An 18,786-nucleotide genomic window follows, 5' to 3' on the forward strand; every position below is an offset into this window, starting at 1 on the left:
GCGCTTTAGAATTCAGATCCGCTCGAGAACCTCGATGAAGGCATCGGCGAAACGCACCAGATGTTCGGTATCCTCATCGGGCGCCTGCATGCGGATTTCCGTGCCGTTCTGGTCGAGCAGAGCCAGAACCACCCGCATCTTCTTGTCCGATGTTGGGATGCGCAGAACCGCGATTCGCCGGCAATCCTCCACGAGCCCCGCTGCCGGCAGGTCGAAGAGAAATTCGCCACGGCTTTCGGTAGCCGCCTTGCGCACCACCTCGCAGAAGCCGGCTTCGCCATCGGCGTAGCCTTCCAGCGAAAGTTCGAGTTCGAGCAGTTCCAGTGGCAACAGCGGCTCGGCGCGGTCGATGCCGCCAAGCGAGGAAGCTCGCGGCCTTTCCATCGTCTCGGATGAGATCATCTGTCTCTCCTGTTTCGTGGGAAGTGCATGAGACTCCGGTAGAATGGCCTTTTTACGGCATATCAGCAATAGCTTATGGAGATCGTATGCTCTTTGATTTGGCCTTTGAAGTGGATTGCTTCGGCAATGCTCAGACAAGAGTTTCAATTTAAACGAATCTTGCACTAGAAAAGTCGTTGGCAGTAGGTGCATTCGATGCATCGCTGCCGACCAACTGGTAAGTTTGATGGCCATCCGTTTCGATCGTCCCGTTTCCAGCGCTGCCCGCTTTTCGCGGCACTTCGGGGCGTTTGCGCTTGTGCTTTCGGTGGCGGTGCTGATCGCCCACCGCTTCGGTGGGCTGGCGACACCCTATCTCATTCTGGTGCTGCTCGTTTCCGTCGGCTGCGCGATTCTCGCGACCCTGTTGGCTGCTATCGGCCTTCGCAGCCTTTGGATGACCGGTGCCGAAGGCGGGTTGAATGCGCTGGCGGCACTCATTTACGCTGCCTTTCCGCTCGGCATCGGTGCCTTTGCAGCGGAGCGCTATTTCACTCTGCCGGCAATCTATGACGTGACCACGGATACGGCCACCGCACCCGACTGGCTGTCGACGCCGCAGGCAGACCAGATCTGGCTGCCGCGTGATCCCGTCCTCACATCCGCCGACCGCGAAAGGCAGCTTGTCGCCTATCCGGAACTCACGGGCCGCCGCTACGACGGCGCGCTCGACCGTGTTCTCGAAGCCGTCAAGAAGGTCGCCAAGCAAAACGGCATCACCATCACCAAAAGCGAAGGCGACACGACGCCCGGCCGCGAACTGGAAAATAGGCCCGTTCCGGCGCAGCCCGAAAGCGGTGTCGCCGATTCGCCCGATATCATCCCCGTGCCGACGCCGCGCCCCTATGAGGACGATGTGGCGAAGCTGATCCGCGGCGCCAATGGCGTGATCCTGCAGGGCACGACGCGTACCTTCATCCTCGGTCTGCGTTTCGACTTCATCATCCGTCTGCGCGAAGAGGCCGAAACCACCTTCGTCGACGTGCGCGTTGCCTCCCGCTATGGCCAGCACGACCTCGGCTTCAGCGCCGAAGAGGCCGAGCAATATCTTGGTGCCCTCGATTCAGAACTTCTGGGTATTGCGGGTGGGTGAGGTCTGGTGCTGCGGAGCAGCAGCAATCGATCCAGTGAATCGATTGCAAGACCGAACGCCCGGAGCCATGCGCAGGGCCGGGATACGGTGAGGCACAGTAAAACGCCCTTATCGCAAAACTATCCGATAAAATACGAAGAGCCGTAACCGCCAAATCTACCCCAGAAACCGCTCCCGCACCTCAGCCGTCGGCACCATGCAACTCTCCCGCCGCCCCGCTATCCTCAGCCTGTTCCGCGCAACTAAGCCATAGGCGACATCCGCAATTCGCCGCGGCACGATCCGCAACATTCCTGCCAGAGCCCAAGGCATGCCGAGCCCCTCCAGCATACGGATCGTGGCATCGGATTTGTAATAGGCGCGACCCCTGTCGAGCAGTAGGTTGGTCTCGTAGTCCCGCGTCTCCAGCCCGTAATGCCGGTAGAGCGCTTCGCCGAGCGGTGTCTGGGCCACGATGAAGCGGTAGCGTTTTTCCCTATCCCGCTTCAGCAGGAACTGCACCCAGCCGGAGCAGAAGACACATTCGCCATCGAAGAGGATCAGCGGCCTGTCGTCCGCGAAAGCGGGTACGGAAGGGTCGCCGCGATAGCTGTAATCCGAATGCGCCGCCATCCTCAGCCTCCTGCCAATCGATAATGCGCAACGAGGGAAGGCGGCCTGTCGGCTGTTACCTCGCCGCGCTCCATCAGGTCCTCGATATGTGCCAGCACCGAAAGGGCTGCCGCACCATGCAGCCGCTTATCGGTATCGCGGTATATCACCTCGACCATCCTAGGGATGGTGCTGTCCCCCGCCCGGATGCGCTCGATGATAGAGCGCTCCCGCAGGCGCCGATGCGTCTTCAGCGCGCGCAGGAAAGGCGCAGGCGACGTCACCGGCCCTCCGTGGCCGGGCAGCAGCAGGCTGTCCTCACGGGCGATCAGCTTGTCGAGCGAGGCCATATAGTCGGCCATGGAGCCATCCGGCGGGGCCACGATCGTCGTTGCCCAGGCCATCACATGGTCGGCCGAAAACAGGATGCCACTGCCCTCAAGCGCGAAGGCCGCATGATTGGCAGTGTGGCCGGGCGTCAGCACCCCCGTCAGCGCCCAGCCATCGCCCGAAATCGTCTCTCTGTCGCCGATGGCGATGTCGGGCACGAAATCCATATCGGAACTTTCCGCAAAGGGGTTGATCTCGCCCTCGCGCAGCGGCCGCGACGGACGGTGGGGTCCTTCGCCGACCGTCAGCGCTCCCGTTTTTTCCTTCAGCCGTTTTGCGAGCGGCGAGTGGTCCCGATGGGTGTGGCTGACGAAAATATGCGTCACCTGCCGGCCGGAAAGTGCTGCCATCAACGCTTCGAAATGCACCTCATCCTCCGGCCCCGGATCGATAACGGCAACCGATGTGCCGCCGACGATATAGCTGTTCGTGCCGCGGAAGGTGAAAGGGCTCGGATTATTCGCCGTCAGGCGCTGGATGTCAGCTGTGACCGGAACCGCCCGGCCGTAAGCCGGATCGAAGAAAAGATCGAAGTTCGCGCCGGACATGTCTATTTATATTCGATCTCGATGAAGGACATGGGCTGGTCGCCCGCATTGACGACATTGTGCTCGGTGCCGGCCTCGCGGCGATAGGCAGCGCCCTTGGCGATATCCACCCGCCGGCTTCCCTCGGCATCCTCGATCAGGAACTGGCAGTCGGTCATCGGCACGACCACGTAGCCGAACCCATGTGTATGAACGCCGGTATCGGCACCCGGCTCGAAATCCCACTGCGTGATGCGCACGACGGCATCATCGAGGATCAGCGTCGCAAGCGCCGGCGGACGGGCGCGATATTGGCTCAACGGTATCTCCATTGGCTGTGTCGATGCTTGAAGTCCTACCATGCCGACGTCACAGCGCATACAAATATGACGTCGCAGTGAACTTAGTGATTGTGGCGCAGACAGTCCTTTGCTAATCAGGCCACGTTTTGGCGAAGCGGCATTCGCTTCAGCTCTGGTGGGGCGTAGCCAAGCGGTAAGGCAGCGGTTTTTGGTACCGCCATCCCCTGGTTCGAATCCAGGCGCCCCAGCCACATCTCTCGGACAACCCGTTCACCTGTTCGCTGCCCCTGCGGCAATAGTCAGCACAAGCTCATCTACCTCGCGCGCAAGACGCTCGGGGGGCAGGCCGACGAAGCGGCCTTCGAGACTGATGCTGACGACGCCGTGAACGGCGCCGAACAGGGTGCGGGCGCGGATGGCCCTGTCTTCGGCCGGCATATCGGGTTGCAGTTCGGCAAGCGGGTCGGCGATCACGTCCATCAGGAAGAGATGCTCGTCGAGATGCCATTGCGGCGTCGGGCTGGTTTCAGGCGGAAGGTGGTCGAACAGCGCCTTCCAGAGATTTCGGTTTTCGACCGCGAAACTTAAATATCCCTGCGCCAGCTTACGCAGCCGGTCTGTCGGCGTCCTGTCCCTGGTTTCGGGTAGTGTCAGCCTTGCCTCGAGCGCCTTTAGCGTTGTGGAGTTCACGTGGATGACGAGTTCGGAGAGATCGGCGAAGACCGTATAGAGCCCACCGAGCGCACACCCGGCATCCTGCGTGATGTCGCGCGCCCTGAGATTGGTGAGCCCTTCCTGGGCAATCCGATTTCGCGCCGCATCGATCAGCCGTGCCTTCAGATCCTCGCGTTTTTCTTCTCTTTTGCCGGCCATTAACTATCTCGCTTCGATTTTGTGAACGGTGTTCAAAATTATTCTTGAACACCGTTCACGATTCTGCCATAACCCAACTCTTGAACAACGTTCATAAACCGGAGGAAGGAAATGTTCAAACTGATTTCGACTTTGCTGCGGGGCAGGGCTCACGATGCCGAACAGGCCCTCGCGGACCGCAATGCCGTGCCTCTGCTCGCCCAGCAGATTCGCGATGCCGCACAATCGATCCAGTCGGCCCGTCGCAGTGTGGCGATCGCCATTGCCCAAAACGAGCAGGAGCGGATCCAGCACGCAACGATCATCTCCCGGATCGACGATCTCGAAACCCGCGCCTCCGCTGCACTTGCCAAGGGTAATGAAGGACTGGCCCGGCAGGCCGCCGAAGCGATCGCCTATCTTGAAGCCGAGCGCGATCAATCCGAAAAGGCCCAGGCCCAGTTCACCACTGCAATCGACAAACTGAAGGGAATTGTCCGCGTCTCAGAAACGCGGCTGCAGGAACTCCAGCGTGGCGAGCGCCTGGCCCGCGCCACCGAAGAGGCGCAGAAGCTCGATGTCACCGTGGCCGGTCCAGGTCTTGCGACGCTTGACGATGCGGAGGAGACCCTTGCGCGCCTTCGCATCCGCCAGAACCAGAATGAGATGACGGCCTCGGCCCTGAAGGCGATGGAGACATCAACTGCTCCCGCCGGCATCATCGAGAAGCTTGCCAATGCCGGATGCGGCGCGCCGCTGCGCTCCTCCGCCGATGACGTGCTCGCTCGCCTGCGCAGCCGCATCAACCCCGCCGCTTAAACTTCACATCATCAAACCTGAGGGAATCACGACAATGAACGATAGTTTCCAGAAACATTCCGCCAGCTGGGTCAGCTTCTCCTACATCTCTTTCGGTGCAGCAGCCTTCATGCTGGCTCTCGGCCTCTATATGATGCCGCTCGATCTCTGGGGCAAAGGCTATCTGGCGATGGGCATTCTGATGCTGGTCCAGACGACGGTGAATATCACCAAGACACTGCGCGACAATGCCGAATCCGAAAAGCTGATCCGCAAGGTCGAAGACGCTCGCACGGAGAAGCTGCTCGTCAAGTTCAATCGTAACGGTGAAGATTGATCTTCTTTAACTACACCATAGAGTTGTTATCGCGCTCAACTTTTGCGTAACAACTCTATGGCCTTGTCTGTGGATCGCACAAGGAGCCAGCCCATGCAACGCAGCCTGATGACTTCGAGGAAATTCGCGCCGTTGTTCTGGACGCAATTCCTGACCGCCTTCAATGACAACTTTCTCAAGAACACCCTTGTGTTCCTGATCCTGTTCCAGATGTCGGCCAATGAAGGCGCGGCACTCGTCACGCTCGCCGGCGTCATCCTCATCATACCGTTTCTGCTGCTTTCGGCCATCGGCGGCGAACTCGCCGACAAGCACGACAAGGCACGGATCGCCGAACTTCTGAAACGATGCGAGATCGCGGTCGCCGCTCTTGCCGTCGTCGGTCTTGCATTCTCGTCCATCTGGATACTGATGGCGGCGCTGTTTGGCTTTGGCGTCGTCTCTGCGCTTTTCGGACCGATCAAATATGGCATCCTGCCCGACCATCTGGAGCGCCGCGACCTGCCGAAGGCCAATGCCTGGATCGAAGGCGGCACCTTCATTGCTATCCTTGCCGGCACGATCGTTGCCGCGTTCGCCTTTTCCGGCGGCGACAATGTCCTCGTCTTCGGCACGATGATGATAGGGCTTTCGGTGATCTGCTGGCTTGTCAGCCGGATGATCCCGGCAACCGGCTCCAAGGCTCCCGATCTCAAGATCGACACCAACGTCATCCGCTCCAGCTACAATCTCGTCATGGAAATCCGCAGCGACAAGCGCCTCTGGCGTTCGGCGCTGATGAATTGCTGGTTCTGGCTGGTTGGCGCCTTCGTCCTGTCCATCCTGCCGACCATGGTCACCGAGTTGCTTGGTGGTTCGGAAATCGTCGTGCCGGCCTATCTGACGGTCTTTGCCGTCGCCGTCGCGATCGGTTCGGCAATCGCTGCCTGGATGTCGTCGGGTCGCATCGTGTTGTTGCCGGCGCCGATCGGCACGGCCCTACTTGCCATCTTCAGCCTCGATCTCGCCTGGAACCTTTGGGGTCTGCAATCGACCAGCCATGCGACGACCATCCTCACCTTCTTCGCGGGCCAGAACACCATTCGCGTCGCAATCGATCTCGCCGGGATGGCGATCTCAGGCGCCTTCATTGCCGTACCGACATTCGCTGCATTGCAGACCTGGGCGCATGAAGACCACCGCGCCCGCGTTATCGGCGCTGCCAATGTCCTGTCGGCTCTCTTCATCACGGTCGGCCTCGGTGTCGTTGCCGCCGTCCAGGCCCTGGGCGCCTCCATTCCTGAGATCCTGATCGGCCTCGGCATCATCAATTTCGCCGTTGCCTGGCTGATGCTGAAGACGCTGCCGACCAATCCCTTCCGCGATTTCGTATCGATCCTCTTCCGCGCCTTCATGCGGCTGGAGGTCGAAGGGCTCGAAAATATCAAGAAGGCAGGTCGCGCACCGATCATCGCGCTCAATCACGTCAGCCTGCTCGATGGCGCGCTGGCACTCGCCATCACCGAGGAGGAACCGGTCTTTGCGGTCGACTACAAGATCGCCCAGGCGTGGTGGGTCAGACCTTTCCTGAAGATGTGCAAATTCCTGCCGCTCGATCCGACCAAGCCGATGGCGACGCGTTCGCTGATCAAGGTGGTACAGGACGGCAGCCCGATCGGCATCTTTCCCGAGGGACGCCTGACGGTGACCGGCACGCTGATGAAGGTCTATGACGGTGCCGCCATGGTCGCGGACAAGACGGGATCGATGGTCGTGCCTGTGCGGATCGACGGCCTGGAGAAGAGCTATCTCTCCTATCTTGATAACGGCAAGATCCGCCGCCGGCTGTTTCCCAAGGTCAAGGTCACCATTCTCGAACCGGTGAAGCTGGAAGTCCCGCCTGAACTCAAGGGTCGCAGGCGCCGCACGGCGGCGGGCGCTGCCCTCTATCAGGTCATGTCGAACCTGATGTTCAGGACCGCCGATACGTCCTCGACCGTCCTTGATCGCATCATTGAGGCAAGCCACGAATTCGGCATGAGCAAGCTCGCCGTCGAGGATCCGGTCACCGGCAAGCTCACCTACGGCAAGCTGCTGACGGGTGCTGCCGTGCTCGGCGCGAAGTTCCGCACCCTATTCCCGGAACGCAATCTCGGCGTCATGTTGCCGAACGCCAATGGTGCCGCGGCCACCCTTCTCGGTGTAATGACGGCAGGCAAGGTGCCGGCCATGCTGAATTTCACCGCCGGTGCGGCCAATATCCTGTCCGCGTGTAAGGCGGCGGAAGTGAAGCATGTCCTCACATCCCGCGCCTTCGTAACGCAGGCCAAGCTCGGCCCTGTCATCGAGGAGATGGAAAAGCAGGTGAAGATCGTCTGGCTTGATGATCTGCGTGCCGAAATTGGTCTGGTCAGCAAGATCAGAGGCTATCTGCACAAGGCAAGGCCGCTGGTGAAACGCCAGCCGGATGATCCGGCCGTCATCCTTTTCACCTCTGGTTCGGAGGGCACGCCCAAGGGCGTGGTGCTGACCCATCGCAACATCCTGTCGAACGCCGCCCAGGCCGCCGCTCGCATCGATTTTCATAGCGGCGACAAGGTGTTCAACATCCTGCCCGTCTTCCATTCCTTCGGCCTGACGGCCGGCACTGTTCTGCCGCTGATCTCGGGCGTGCCGGTCTATTTCTATCCTTCGCCGCTGCATTATCGCATCGTGCCGGAACTGATCTATGTCTCGAACGCCACGATCATCTTCGGCACCGACACCTTCCTCAACGGCTACAGCCGGACAGCGCACCCTTATGATTTCCGCTCTATCCGCTATATTTTCTCCGGCGCCGAGCCGGTGAAGGCCTCGACCCGCACCACCTATATGGAGAAATTCGGCCTGCGCATTCTCGAAGGTTACGGCGTCACCGAGACCGCGCCGGTCATTTCGATCAACACGCCGATGTACAACAAGTCGGGCACGGTCGGCAAAATCCTGCCGGGCATGGAATGGAAGCTCGAACCGGTCCCTGGCATCGATGAGGGCGGCCGGCTCGTCGTTCGCGGCGCCAATGTCATGGCTGGTTATCTGCGCGCCGAAAATCCCGGTGTGCTCGAACCGCTCGTCGATGGCTGGCACGATACTGGCGACATCGTCACCATTGATGAGGACGGTTTCGTCAAGATCCGTGGCCGCGCCAAGCGCTTTGCAAAGATCGGCGGCGAGATGATATCGCTTGCTGCCGTCGAGACCCTTGCTGCGGAATTATGGCCGGGCGCACTTTCGGTCGTCTCCTCGATCCCGGACGCAAAGAAGGGCGAGCGGCTGGTTCTTTTGACCGATGCGCCGACTGCCACCCGCGCCGAGTTCCTCGCTTTCGCCAAATCGAAGGGTGCCATGGATATGATGGTGCCGGCCGAGGTTAACATCGGCGCGGTGCCGGTGCTCGGATCGGGCAAGGTGGATTTTGTGACGGCGCGCAAAATGGCCGAAACCGCGGCGCAGCCGGAGCAGGCGGCATAAAGCCAGTCTTCGCCGGTTGAACGGCCCAGCGATGATCTCTGAAAATGAAACAGGCGGCTTATGGCCGCCTGTATCTGTATCTCTGACAGACCGCGTTACTTCTGTTCCGGCGCCAGGAGTTCTGCGCAATAGGAAGGGCCGTTCACGCCCGGAATATCGTTCACGGTACGGATGTCGCGGATCGTGTAGTCGGAATTGGTGGTGATTTCGGCCTGGCAGCGCAGGTAGAGCGTGCGGGCGCTCGCAATCTGCTTGCCGCGCTTGCCATCGGCGCCTTCGGCATATTTCGCGGGAACGCGCACCGTCTTGTATCCGCCCTTCCAGCTGTAGATCGTCGACGAGCCTTCGTCGCGGTCGCTGAGCGGCGGGCCGTAGGCGGCAAAGAACTTGCCGGCCGACTGGCCGACCCAGCGTGCTTCGATCGGATCGCCGGGAGTGGGTATCGTGGTGCATCCGGCAAGCGCAATCGCAAGCGCGGCGGCCCCGGTCATGGTGCGGAATTTCATCGTGTCGTCCCTGATATCTAGCCAGTGGCTGCGAAGCCGCCTTCACGGCGGTTTCGCCTGTCCCGCCAAGCCCTTTAGCGCGTAACCCGGCAAAAGAAAATTGCCTGTTCGGCGCTTGTGAACAATTTGCCGGAGGTGTGGCTTTTTGCTGCATGGCCGGCCGGAAGGTGCTGTCATTAGCCTGTCAAAAATTCAGACGACTTTTTGAATTTTGGCGCTTGCGCAACATGATAGGCCGGTCTATAGAGGCGCCGCTGGTCACGGAGTGTAGCGCAGTCTGGTAGCGCACCACGTTCGGGACGTGGGGGTCGAGTGTTCGAATCACTCCACTCCGACCAGCCGAAAAGCCCGCTTCTGCGGGCTTTTTTCTTTTCCGGCTTTGCTGCATGAAAATTCGCGGCAACGATTGCGGCAATGAATGGTCACTTCTTCTTCCTGCGCGGCCAGTGGTGAATGCTGCACCGATATTTGCTTGATGATCGGGATGCTGATGGCCGTAGGTTTTCTCGAGCGTCTAAGGGTCATGCCTAAGTAGCCGGAAGCTTCCCACTTATCGGCCGCGGCTTGCATTAGCCAGATGGCCGCCGTGTGTCGCAGCGTATGCCTGACAATGCCTTTCGCATCATCGCCCAGTCCGCCCTCGAAGCTGCCGGCATTGTCTTCATCGACTTGAACGGCAACGGCCCCGGCGTTCGACTTCGCCACCCGGCTTGACCGCTCCATCTTCAATAGCTGCAGGACAGCGCGTTGGTCGGCCTGAAGCCCTGGCTACATGCGGGATTCACGGAAGTCCTGGGCTGATACTGGAAATCGGCACGATTTGAAGTTTGGTGCGTCGTGCACGCTGAGGCTAGAGTGGTCAGCCAGATCAACGCAACGCCTATTATCAGTGTCCGAAATCTGCTCATCATGGTCACCTTCCCGTGGCAAAGCGCCTGAACGCAAAATGTCGCTCCCTTAGACGGATGCGAGAGCCATCACGAACACTTGACCGCTCCATTTCGCTTCAATAACTTCTAACACCGGGTCACCAACTCGCACATCACCACACTGAGGAGACATGGGAAAATATGCTTTCGGCGTTCGCGCCGGCGGCAAAAGCCTCAACGTGTTTTGATGAGAGATTTTAGATGACTACTGAGCCACGCCTCTTTGGTCGCAAGGAAGCCGCTGAGTATTACGATATCGCCCAAGGTACTTTTTCGCTCTGGGTTGCCATCCACAGGATGCTCTGGCGGGAATAGGCAACCCGAACGCCACCCCTTTGCCGGCACGGATCTGCCCCGCGTATCAAGAAATGACGATCGCTTGCGCGATAGTCGACGCAACTTTGGTGTGTATTTAGAAAATTCTAACTTGCTAATGCGTGTTGGGTGCGCATAATCCCCTTGGGGAGGAACGGGGATGATCAGCAGCGCTGAAATAATCGAAATGTATTCGGACTATTATACTGACGGCGAAGTCGCTGAGAAACGCGCAATCGCCGCGAAGCAGTCCGTTGGACACATCAAGCAAGTTGCAGCAGATCAGAGCTTCCAATCAATCATCGATATCGGCGCAGGCGAGGGCGCGGTTCTTTCGGAACTTGCGGACAATGGCTTTGCCAATCGTTTCGCGGCAGTGGAGCTATCTCGATCAGGTATAGAGGCCATACGGGCACGCCAGATCGAAGCTCTGGCAGCAGTCGACCAATTCGACGGCTATTCAATCCCACATCCAGACAAGACATTCGACTTGGGTCTGGCAATCCACGTTCTCGAACATGTCGAGCATGAACGGATGTTTCTGCGGGAGGCCAAACGTGTCAGTCGAAACCTCTATGTCGAGGTGCCGCTTGAACTTACCAACGATCTTTCGAAGTCTATCCGAGAATCCGGCCCCTACGGCCATATCAACTTTTATACGCCAGGCTCCTTCGAGAACTTGCTGAAGACGTGTGGCCTTAAGGTCGAGCGTCTAATGGTTTTTGCCCACGACATTCAATACGAACAGTACTTGGCTGGACGGGCAAAGGGATGGCTAAAGTACCAAATTCGCCAAAAACTCCTGAGAATCGCTCCGAAGTTTGCCACGAGGAATATGGTCTATATGGCGGGAGCACTTTGCAAAGCTGATTGATAGAGCGGGTCGAAGCCCGCCGCCTCAATCGTCCTTCCGGCGCGATCCCAATAGCCGACGGTCTGAACGGCCAAGTTCAGATTGCTGGTGGCCCAGCTAACGACACGGCTGTTCATGTCGGTCACCACCGATCCGCGGTAGCCCCAGCTGTCCGCGGCCGGCTTTACGCCATTGTCCAAAATCGCCCAACCTAAGGGTCACCGGCATCAGGATCAGCAAGGCCGACCTCACTGGCGCCGGTATTCACCGTAGCCCGACAGGCTCTGTTTCCTCCTCCGCCCACCGATTTGAAATAGCCAAAACGTTAAATTTTAGATGTTGCTAACGAACAAATTGGCGCTAAGCTGGTTTCCTTCGGAGGAGGAAGCGTCAATGAAGAAGATGAACAATCGACAAGTTCGAATCCCCGGCCCGAAAGATCAGGATATCACGGAGCATTGCCGAAAATTCGGGATAGGCCCGGCCGAGGAGAAGAAGCTGAAGAAGCTCCTGGGCCATCGGGCGCCACTCCACGAGATCCAGGCGAACGCTTCCACGCCTCAGCCGAAGTGGCGTTAGAGCGAAAGCTTTTTCACCTGAGCTATGAATGTGATTGTTGGCGTCAGCCCGCTCTGACACGGCCAAGAGATTTCCCAGATGCTCGAAATAAAAAGCCCCGCCGGTGGCTTTCGGCGGGGTAGATGGGGAAAGCTCTCCGAAAGGTGGCAGGAGAGCTTGGGCATTTCAGCAAGACTGGAAGAATGAGGCGAGGGCACTTTTGCCGGATTCGGTACAGTTCGCTTAAAAACCCATAATTTTTAGTGGGAAAATTTGCGATTTCGGCCTGGCGCCGTTTTTTGGCAAGGGCAGGCACGCCGTCGTAACGGCGCGCCTGCCTTTCTGATGTCGTCAGCCGACTGCCAGCAGCTTGTCCTGCGTCTTCGTGTCGAAGTCGCTGGCGTCATGGCGTTCGTGGAGCTGGCTGGAGAGCTCGCCGCTGACGCGGTTGACCATGCGGCCGCGCTTGACGGCCGGGCGTTCGCCGATCAGGTCAGCCCAGCGCTTCATGTTCTTGTATTCCTGCACCTGCAGGAATTCGGCGGAATCACCATACATCCAGCCCTTCACGAGGCCGCCATACCAGGGCCAGATCGCCATGTCGGCGATAGTGAACTCGTCGCCAGCAATATATTCGCGCTCCGCAAGTTGCCGGTCGAGCACGTCGAGCTGGCGCTTGGTTTCCATGGCGAAACGGTTGATCGCATATTCGATCTTGGTCGGCGCATAGGCGTAGAAATGGCCGAAGCCGCCGCCGAGATAGGGCGCGCTGCCGACCTGCCAGAACAGCCAGGAGAAGCATTCGGCGCGCTTGGCCGGGTCGGTCGGCAGGAAGGCGCCGAATTTTTCCGCGAGATAGGTGAGGATCGCGCCGGATTCGAAGATGCGCACCGGCTTTTCGCCGCTGCGGTCCATTAGCGCCGGGATCTTGGAGTTTGGGTTGACCTCGACGAACCCGCTGCCGAACTGGTCGCCATCGCCGATCCTGATCAGCCAGGCATCATATTCCGCGCCGCTATGGCCAAGCGCCAGCAACTCCTCCAGCATGATCGTCACTTTCACGCCATTTGGTGTTCCAAGTGAATAAAGCTGCAGCGGGTGACGGCCGATCGGCAACTCTTTTTCACGGGTCGGCCCGGCAATCGGGCGGTTGATGCTGGCGAATTGGCCGCCGCTTTCCTTGTCCCAGGTCCAGATCTTGGGGGGCGTGTACTCGGACGAACTGGTCATATGAGCTCCTGACAGAATAACTTCGTGCTTTGCGTGAAAGGCCCAACCCTTAACCTCAATTGGGACCCATGAACATATTGGTAGCAATGAAGTTATTGTCATCGGGGCGGCGGCTTTTTAATTGTTGCCGCTCAAAGCATGTCGCGCAAAAGTGTGCAGCGGTTTTGCGGTAACGACATGCGAAAACAAAAGTCTAAAGCGTGACAAGCGCATCTGAAAGATCGCGGCACGCTTTAGATCGCGTTAGAAGCTGAGCTTGCTTTTTTGCTGTCCCTCGGCATCGAAGTTTTCGGGCGCCAGCCATGCCTCATAGCCGGCCTTCAGCTTCGGCCAATCGCCGTCCGTCATGGCAAACCAGGCGGTATCGCGGTTGCGGCCCTTCTGCACCATGTGCTGACGGAAAATGCCTTCGAAGGCGAAGCCGAAGCGTTGTGCCGCGCGCTTGGACGGTTCGTTGAGATTGTTGCACTTCCATTCGAAGCGTCGGTAGCCGAGCGTGTCGAAGACATAATCGGCGCAGAGATAGAGCGCTTCGGTCGCCACGCGCTTGCGGGCGATATCAGGTCCCCAGAGGATGTTGCCGATCTCGATCACGCCATTGGCGGTATCGATGCGCATCAGTCCCTGCCGGCCCTCGGCGCGTCCCGTTGCCTTGTCGATGACGGCAAAGAACAAAGGGTCTTCGCTTGCGACGGACCTTTCCAGCCAGGGCGTGAAGGCTGCCATATCAGCCGGTGCTGCTTCGAAGAGATAGCGGAAGCGGTCCTCCGCGCCCGGTTGCTGCGCCGAGCGGAGCAGATCGGCGCCGTGCTTTGCGGCGTCCAGCGGTTCCAGACGGGTGTAGCGGCCTTCAATCGGGGCGCGGGCGGGGCGGGCAACACCCTTCCAGTCGGCAAGATCTTTTGTCATATCCGTCATTCCATTGAGCTTATGCATTGAACTCCGACTGCTCTTGCCTTGCAAATGGACTGGAGTAAAAGTCCAGTTTTGAACTTTCTGGCAGACCAGTTGACGCATGACATCGGCACCCACATGGCTGAGCCTCGATCGAAACGGCGGTGACCTGACCGGACAGATCTATCGAAGCCTGCGCGATCGTATCCTGCTCGGCCAGCTTCCGGCCGGCCATAAGCTGCCATCGACCCGTGCCTTTGCGGCTTCGCTCGGTGTTGCACGCTCCACGGCGGTAGAGGCCTATGATCGCCTGAGATCCGAAGGTTATATCGAGGCGTCTGCCGGTGCTGCGACCCGGGTTGCCGCGCTTGAACGCATGCGACCCGAGCACCAAAGGGACGACCGCGCTCCTGTTGAGGAAAAAAGATCGGACCAGCCTTCCTATCGTGGCCTGTTCCGGCCCGGTGTGCCCGATGTATCGGATTTCCCGCATGCCGCCTGGAGCCGTCATCTCGCCGCACGCAGCCGCTCGCTGCGCATCCATCATCTCGGCTATGAGAACCCGACTGGTATCCGCGAGCTGCGCGAAGCCATTCTTGGGCATATTTCTGCGACGCGCGGCGTGGTCGCCGAGCCGGAGCAGGTCATGATCATGCCCTCCACACGCGCGGCGATCGACATGCTGGCGAGAACCATGCTGAGAAGGAGCGGGCGCCAGACTGCATGGATGGAGGATCCTGGCTACGCTGCCGCGCGCTTGCTGCTCGGCGATGCCGGCGCCGACATCGTGCCCGTTCCCTGCGATGAGCAGGGCATCGACGTATCGAAGGCGGAAGGGCCGCAGCCGGCGCTGATCTATGTGACGCCATCCCATCAATATCCGACCGGCGCCACGCTCAGCCTGCCGCGCCGGCTGGCGCTGCTGGAAGCGGCGCGCCGTCACGAGAGCCTTATCGTCGAGGATGATTACGACAGCGATTTTCAATATGGCTCGCGGCCGATCGCCGCCTTGCAGGGCATCGACAGGGCGGAGGTCGTGGCCTATGTCGGGACCTTCTCGAAGGTACTGGCACCCGGCCTGCGTGTCGCCTATGCCATCGTGCCGCGCTGGCTGGTATCAGAGGCTTCGGAGGCGCTGCATCGCAGGGGCGTCGCCGTCTCCACCCATATTCAGGCAGCACTTGCCGATTTCATTAACGAGGGCCGTCTGCGCGCCTATTTGAGGCGCATGAACCAGCAATATGCCGAGCGCATGGCCCGGACGATCGGAATGCTGGAGAGCCATTTTGGCGGAAGGCTTGTCATTTCGGGCGGCAATGGCGGACTGCAGCTCGCGACCTGGTTTCGCGATGAGACGGTGGATGACCGGGCGGTCGTCGCGAAGGTGAATGCATCTGGCTATGGTCTGATGCCGATGTCGGGTTTCTTTATCGGCAAATCTGCCCCCGGCGTTCTCTTCGGTATCTCGCAAGCGGAAGCGGCTGCCGTTCAAAGACTGGCGGCCGATCTGAAGTTGATGCTTGGTTAGAAACAACTGCGCCCGGACCTGGTCCGGGCGCAGCGCTCGCGTGGATGCCCTTCAAGCGGCGGCGAAGGGCACGGCCACGAAGGTCTTGTTGCCGCCGCGTTCGATCAGGAGCAGCACCGACTTGCGGCCGGACTTGCCGGCATCGGCGACGGCGGTCTTGACGTCGCGGGCATCATGCACCGGCTTGTCGTTGACCGAGACGATCACGTCGCCGGGCTGGATGCCGGCCGCTGCGGCCGACTTGTCCGGGTTGACGTTGGCAACGACTGCGCCGGCAACGCTGTGAGGCAGATTAAGCTGCTGGCGGACATCGGGCGTCAGGTCGGCAAGGCCGATGCCGAGGCTCGGCTGGCCGGCAGCCTGGCCCTGGTCGTCGCTGCTTTCGACGGCAGCCTGCTTCTGGGTGTCTTCATTGCCGCCGACGGTGACGTTGAGATCCACCGTCTTGCCGTCACGCCAAACGGCGAGCGTTTCCTTCGCACCCGGCGACAGGTCGGCAACCAGGCGCGACAGGTCCTTCGGCGTCTTGACATTTTCGCTGCCGACGGCGGTTACGATGTCACCCGTCTTGATGCCGGCATGGGCAGCAGGCGTTCCGTTGGTAACGGCGGCAACCAGTGCGCCTTCAGCCTTGGAGAGGCCGACAGCATCGGCGACATCCTGCGTGACCGGCTGGATCTGCAAGCCGAGATAGCCGTGATCGATCGAACCGTCCTTCTGCAGCTTGGTAACGATCGTCTTTGCTTCAGACGAAGGAATGGCGAAGCCGACGCCGACACTGCCGCCGTTCGGCGAGTAGATGGCGGTATTGATGCCGACGACATTACCGTCACGATCGACCAGCGGGCCGCCGGAATTGCCGTGGTTGATCGGTGCATCGATCTGGATGAAGTCGTCATAGGGGCCGCTGTGCAGGTCACGGCCGCGGGCCGAGACGATGCCGGCCGTCACCGTCGTGCCGATGCCGAACGGGTTGCCGATGGCAAGGATCTGGTCGCCGAGCTTCAGCTTGTCGGAATCGCCCCAGGCGACCGTTGCAAGCGGATGCGGAGCCTGAACCTTCAGAACCGCGAGGTCGGACTTGGCATCGGCGCCAAGCAGCTTGGCCGGCAGTTCGGTGCCGTCATCGAGTGTGACCTTGATGTCGATGGCATTGTCGATGACGTGGTTGTTGGTGACGATCACGCCGTCGGGGCTGATGACGAAGCCGGAGCCGAGCGCCATGGCATGCTGCTGCGGTTGCTGCTGCTGTGGTGCCTGGTGCGGTAGAGGAATACCCTGCTGTTCGAAGAACTGGCGGAACTGCTCGTCCATCGGTGAACTGTCGGCGCTGGCGTCGGTCGCCTTCATCGTGGTGGTGATGGTTACCACGGCCGGCTTGTCGGCATCGACGATGGAAGCAAACGAGCCGTTGGAGGCAAGAATGCCGCCGGTCTCGGCCGGTGCAGCAAGAGCCGCCGAGGAAGAGGAGATGGCGAAGGGCAGGGAGGCCGCGCCGAGAACGATGGCCGCTCCGACAAGTGCTGCGGCCCGATGCTTGCGAAGAATGTTTGACATGGTGGAAGTCCCTTGCGAGAGCGTTGGCATTGAATGGCGTCTTGGTTCCGTGCCATGGACCTTGGCGTCGATAAGTATTGGCGTCAGTTTTTGCCGTATATTACCTGGATTTCGCCTGTATGATGTGGCGAATACTATGTTCAGGAAGAACTGGCGCTTGATACCTATATGACCCGTTCCCCGGGATTTACAAATTAAACATTGATCATGTTTGTATTACAGTATCGTAAGACATTACTATAATTTAATCTTGGATGACCAAGCATTGCCGCAATTCTCCCGGCGTCTGCTGTTGCCCGCGCCGCGGGGCGCCAGAATAGTAAAATATATCCCACTTTCCCGTGATCCGCCGGCGTGCCAGCGCGTATTAAATCGAACCATTCGCAACGGTTGTTCATGTTTTTTCGCGGTTTGGTTGAGGCGGAACGTTAAAATGTTAGTAGACTCTAAATTAATTTTTCTTCAGAAAGAGAAAACTGCGAATCGGCGAAGGGCCGGGCTCGCGGCGGCATGCGGGAAGCGATGAGGGATTCAGTGAAGCCGGGGCGGGAAAAGAAGCGCGGTTCCCATGTAAAGCTGAGTGATGTTGCAAAGAGGGTAGGGGTCAGTCCGATCACAATCTCGCGTGCGCTTCGCAATCCCGAAATCGTCTCTGAAGAGCTGCGAGAGGTCATCCTGCGCACAGTCGACGAGATGGGCTACATCCCCAATCTTGCCGCCCGCGCTCTTGCCGGCCGCCACAGCGGCATCGTCGGCGTCATCACGCCGTCGCTTCATCATCCCTGCTTCACCGGTGTGATGATGGGCATCGAGGAGCGGTTGCGCGCTACGGATCTGCGGGTGCAATATGCCAACACGCTCAACGACGTCGATCAGGAGATCAACCAGTTTAAATCCTTCCTGGCGCAGAAGCCGGCCGGGATCATCCTCGTCAACGCGGAATATTACGACGGCCTTGCGACGCTGATGGATGCGGCCGCCTTTCCGGTCGCCCACGTTGCCGATCTCAGCCAGCCGCCGGAAACGCTGCTTGTCGGCATGTCGCATCATGTCGCCGCCGCCGCCGCCACCCGGTTCCTTCTGTCGAAAGGGTACAAGCGGATTGGTTTCATTGGCGGGCTCAGCGATATCCGCTCGCGCCGCAGTCGTGCGGGATATGAGGAGGCCATGCGCCAGGCCGGTCTCGACAATCCTTCGCTGACACACGGCGAAGACGGTTCCACCAGCATTGGTCTCGGACGGCACCTGTTCAGCGAGCTGCTGGAGCGGGTGCCGGATCTCGATGCGATCCTTGCGCAAAATGATGATCTCGCCCTCGGCGCGCTGATCGAATGCAATGAACGCGGTATCAGCGTGCCCGATGATTTCGGTATCTGCGGCTTCAACGATCTGGAATTCGCGCAGTTCACCTCGCCATCTCTGACGACGGTGCATGTTCCGCGTTATGATCTTGGCCGCCGGGTTGCCGATATGCTGCTACGCGCCATCCGCGAAGAGCCGGCGGAGGAGCACAGGGTCGATCTCGGCTTTTCGATCATCGAGCGCGGGTCGACGCGCTCGATGCTGAAGCAATAAAAAGGGGCCGACCGGCCCCTT

General features: G+C 59.6%; 18 protein-coding genes and 2 tRNA genes. 10 read left to right on the plus strand and 10 right to left on the minus strand.

Features of this window, described 5'->3' with window-relative positions; all coding sequences use genetic code 11:
- Positions 1-12: 12 nt before the first annotated feature.
- Positions 13-402: a hypothetical protein gene (locus AB8B33_RS02880; RefSeq protein WP_113323114.1), complete on the minus strand. Its 390-nt coding sequence runs from the start codon at positions 400-402 to the stop codon at positions 13-15.
- Between the two features lie 226 nt (positions 403-628).
- Here AB8B33_RS02880 and AB8B33_RS02885 point away from each other — a divergent pair, with 226 nt between their 5' ends.
- A complete protein-coding gene (locus AB8B33_RS02885; RefSeq protein WP_439014285.1) occupies positions 629-1,534 on the plus strand; it encodes a DUF1499 domain-containing protein in 906 nt (301 codons plus the stop codon).
- Between the two features lie 156 nt (positions 1,535-1,690).
- On the opposite strand, the gene AB8B33_RS02890 is transcribed toward AB8B33_RS02885, so the two are convergent.
- The 3 genes from AB8B33_RS02890 to AB8B33_RS02900 are packed head-to-tail and all read right to left on the minus strand — an operon-like array spanning position 1,691 to position 3,362.
- Positions 1,691-2,146 carry a thiol-disulfide oxidoreductase DCC family protein gene (locus AB8B33_RS02890; RefSeq protein WP_439014286.1) on the minus strand — a complete coding sequence of 152 codons (456 nt, stop codon included), beginning with the start codon at positions 2,144-2,146 and terminating at the stop codon, positions 1,691-1,693.
- 2 nt (positions 2,147-2,148) lie between these two features.
- Entirely contained in the window at positions 2,149-3,063 is a 915-nt protein-coding gene (locus tag AB8B33_RS02895) for an MBL fold metallo-hydrolase (protein WP_439014287.1), read from the minus strand.
- A 2-nt stretch (positions 3,064-3,065) separates the two neighbouring features.
- Positions 3,066-3,362 carry a cupin domain-containing protein gene (locus AB8B33_RS02900; RefSeq protein WP_037105544.1) on the minus strand — a complete coding sequence of 99 codons (297 nt, stop codon included), beginning with the start codon at positions 3,360-3,362 and terminating at the stop codon, positions 3,066-3,068.
- A 158-nt stretch (positions 3,363-3,520) separates the two neighbouring features.
- On the opposite strand from AB8B33_RS02900, the gene AB8B33_RS02905 reads away from it, so the two are divergent.
- A tRNA-Gln gene (locus tag AB8B33_RS02905) sits at positions 3,521-3,595 on the plus strand.
- Between the two features lie 19 nt (positions 3,596-3,614).
- Here AB8B33_RS02905 and AB8B33_RS02910 read toward each other — a convergent pair.
- Positions 3,615-4,217 carry a TetR/AcrR family transcriptional regulator gene (locus AB8B33_RS02910; protein WP_439014288.1) on the minus strand — a complete coding sequence of 201 codons (603 nt, stop codon included), beginning with the start codon at positions 4,215-4,217 and terminating at the stop codon, positions 3,615-3,617.
- A gap of 111 nt (positions 4,218-4,328) precedes the next feature.
- Between AB8B33_RS02910 and AB8B33_RS02915 the strand changes: the two genes are divergently transcribed.
- The 3 genes from AB8B33_RS02915 to AB8B33_RS02925 all read left to right on the plus strand — a co-directional run bounded on the left by AB8B33_RS02915 (position 4,329) and on the right by AB8B33_RS02925 (position 8,820).
- Positions 4,329-5,015, plus strand: coding sequence for a PspA/IM30 family protein (locus AB8B33_RS02915; RefSeq protein WP_439014289.1), 687 nt, complete (start codon positions 4,329-4,331; stop codon positions 5,013-5,015).
- Positions 5,016-5,049: 34 nt separating this feature from the next.
- On the plus strand, positions 5,050-5,331 hold the full coding sequence (locus tag AB8B33_RS02920) for a YiaA/YiaB family inner membrane protein (RefSeq protein WP_008529123.1): 282 nt from the start codon (positions 5,050-5,052) through the stop codon (positions 5,329-5,331).
- Positions 5,332-5,424: 93 nt separating this feature from the next.
- Complete coding sequence (locus tag AB8B33_RS02925; RefSeq protein WP_439014290.1) at positions 5,425-8,820, plus strand: acyl-[ACP]--phospholipid O-acyltransferase; 3,396 nt, start codon at positions 5,425-5,427, stop codon at positions 8,818-8,820.
- 95 nt (positions 8,821-8,915) lie between these two features.
- Here AB8B33_RS02925 and AB8B33_RS02930 read toward each other — a convergent pair whose 3' ends face one another.
- Complete coding sequence (locus tag AB8B33_RS02930; RefSeq protein ID WP_439014291.1) at positions 8,916-9,326, minus strand: hypothetical protein; 411 nt, start codon at positions 9,324-9,326, stop codon at positions 8,916-8,918.
- Positions 9,327-9,587: 261 nt separating this feature from the next.
- Here AB8B33_RS02930 and AB8B33_RS02935 point away from each other — a divergent pair.
- A tRNA-Pro gene (locus AB8B33_RS02935) sits at positions 9,588-9,664 on the plus strand.
- Here the strand turns inward: AB8B33_RS02935 and AB8B33_RS02940 are convergent.
- Positions 9,648-10,031 (minus strand): hypothetical protein, encoded by a 384-nt coding sequence (locus tag AB8B33_RS02940; RefSeq protein WP_439014292.1) that lies wholly within the window; start codon positions 10,029-10,031, stop codon positions 9,648-9,650. The genes AB8B33_RS02935 and AB8B33_RS02940 overlap by 17 nt on opposite strands.
- Before the next feature lie 699 nt (positions 10,032-10,730).
- On the opposite strand from AB8B33_RS02940, the gene AB8B33_RS02945 reads away from it, so the two are divergent.
- Both AB8B33_RS02945 and AB8B33_RS02950 read left to right on the plus strand, forming a co-directional pair.
- Entirely contained in the window at positions 10,731-11,444 is a 714-nt protein-coding gene (locus tag AB8B33_RS02945; protein ID WP_113323122.1) for a class I SAM-dependent methyltransferase, read from the plus strand.
- 372 nt (positions 11,445-11,816) lie between these two features.
- Positions 11,817-12,002: a hypothetical protein gene (locus AB8B33_RS02950; RefSeq protein ID WP_310378195.1), complete on the plus strand. Its 186-nt coding sequence runs from the start codon at positions 11,817-11,819 to the stop codon at positions 12,000-12,002.
- A 330-nt stretch (positions 12,003-12,332) separates the two neighbouring features.
- Here the strand turns inward: AB8B33_RS02950 and yghU are convergent, their stop codons facing one another.
- A complete protein-coding gene (gene yghU / locus AB8B33_RS02955) occupies positions 12,333-13,211 on the minus strand; it encodes a glutathione-dependent disulfide-bond oxidoreductase (protein WP_439014293.1) in 879 nt (292 codons plus the stop codon).
- 243 nt (positions 13,212-13,454) lie between these two features.
- Positions 13,455-14,120 carry a GNAT family N-acetyltransferase gene (locus AB8B33_RS02960; RefSeq protein ID WP_113323131.1) on the minus strand — a complete coding sequence of 222 codons (666 nt, stop codon included), beginning with the start codon at positions 14,118-14,120 and terminating at the stop codon, positions 13,455-13,457.
- Between the two features lie 106 nt (positions 14,121-14,226).
- Here AB8B33_RS02960 and AB8B33_RS02965 point away from each other — a divergent pair, with 106 nt between their 5' ends.
- Positions 14,227-15,633, plus strand: a complete 1,407-nt coding sequence (locus tag AB8B33_RS02965; RefSeq protein WP_439014294.1) for a PLP-dependent aminotransferase family protein — start codon at positions 14,227-14,229, stop codon at positions 15,631-15,633.
- Between the two features lie 51 nt (positions 15,634-15,684).
- Here the strand turns inward: AB8B33_RS02965 and AB8B33_RS02970 are convergent, their stop codons facing one another.
- Positions 15,685-17,190, minus strand: coding sequence for a DegQ family serine endoprotease (locus AB8B33_RS02970; protein ID WP_439014295.1), 1,506 nt, complete (start codon positions 17,188-17,190; stop codon positions 15,685-15,687).
- Positions 17,191-17,712: 522 nt separating this feature from the next.
- Here AB8B33_RS02970 and AB8B33_RS02975 point away from each other — a divergent pair.
- Positions 17,713-18,765 carry a LacI family DNA-binding transcriptional regulator gene (locus AB8B33_RS02975; RefSeq protein ID WP_439014296.1) on the plus strand — a complete coding sequence of 351 codons (1,053 nt, stop codon included), beginning with the start codon at positions 17,713-17,715 and terminating at the stop codon, positions 18,763-18,765.
- Positions 18,766-18,786 lie beyond the last annotated feature (21 nt).

Origin of the sequence: Rhizobium sp. 768_B6_N1_8, assembly GCF_051811225.1 — a bacterium.
Lineage (GTDB): Bacteria > Pseudomonadota > Alphaproteobacteria > Rhizobiales > Rhizobiaceae > Rhizobium.

What these genes read in the sequence shown, in the direction of transcription:
- AB8B33_RS02880 (WP_113323114.1), bottom strand. Translation starts at nt 402, where the DNA reads ATGATCTCATCCGAGACGATGGAAAGGCCGCGAGCTTCCTCGCTTGGC.
- AB8B33_RS02885 (WP_439014285.1), top strand. Translation starts at nt 629, where the DNA reads ATGGCCATCCGTTTCGATCGTCCCGTTTCCAGCGCTGCCCGCTTTTCG.
- AB8B33_RS02890 (WP_439014286.1), bottom strand. Translation starts at nt 2,146, where the DNA reads ATGGCGGCGCATTCGGATTACAGCTATCGCGGCGACCCTTCCGTACCC.
- AB8B33_RS02895 (WP_439014287.1), bottom strand. Translation starts at nt 3,063, where the DNA reads ATGTCCGGCGCGAACTTCGATCTTTTCTTCGATCCGGCTTACGGCCGG.
- AB8B33_RS02910 (WP_439014288.1), bottom strand. Translation starts at nt 4,217, where the DNA reads ATGGCCGGCAAAAGAGAAGAAAAACGCGAGGATCTGAAGGCACGGCTG.
- AB8B33_RS02915 (WP_439014289.1), top strand. Translation starts at nt 4,329, where the DNA reads ATGTTCAAACTGATTTCGACTTTGCTGCGGGGCAGGGCTCACGATGCC.
- AB8B33_RS02920 (WP_008529123.1), top strand. Translation starts at nt 5,050, where the DNA reads ATGAACGATAGTTTCCAGAAACATTCCGCCAGCTGGGTCAGCTTCTCC.
- AB8B33_RS02925 (WP_439014290.1), top strand. Translation starts at nt 5,425, where the DNA reads ATGCAACGCAGCCTGATGACTTCGAGGAAATTCGCGCCGTTGTTCTGG.
- AB8B33_RS02930 (WP_439014291.1), bottom strand. Translation starts at nt 9,326, where the DNA reads ATGAAATTCCGCACCATGACCGGGGCCGCCGCGCTTGCGATTGCGCTT.
- AB8B33_RS02945 (WP_113323122.1), top strand. Translation starts at nt 10,731, where the DNA reads ATGATCAGCAGCGCTGAAATAATCGAAATGTATTCGGACTATTATACT.
- AB8B33_RS02950 (WP_310378195.1), top strand. Translation starts at nt 11,817, where the DNA reads ATGAAGAAGATGAACAATCGACAAGTTCGAATCCCCGGCCCGAAAGAT.
- yghU (WP_439014293.1), bottom strand. Translation starts at nt 13,211, where the DNA reads ATGACCAGTTCGTCCGAGTACACGCCCCCCAAGATCTGGACCTGGGAC.
- AB8B33_RS02960 (WP_113323131.1), bottom strand. Translation starts at nt 14,120, where the DNA reads ATGACAAAAGATCTTGCCGACTGGAAGGGTGTTGCCCGCCCCGCCCGC.
- AB8B33_RS02965 (WP_439014294.1), top strand. Translation starts at nt 14,227, where the DNA reads ATGACATCGGCACCCACATGGCTGAGCCTCGATCGAAACGGCGGTGAC.
- AB8B33_RS02970 (WP_439014295.1), bottom strand. Translation starts at nt 17,190, where the DNA reads ATGTCAAACATTCTTCGCAAGCATCGGGCCGCAGCACTTGTCGGAGCG.
- AB8B33_RS02975 (WP_439014296.1), top strand. Translation starts at nt 17,713, where the DNA reads ATGAGGGATTCAGTGAAGCCGGGGCGGGAAAAGAAGCGCGGTTCCCAT.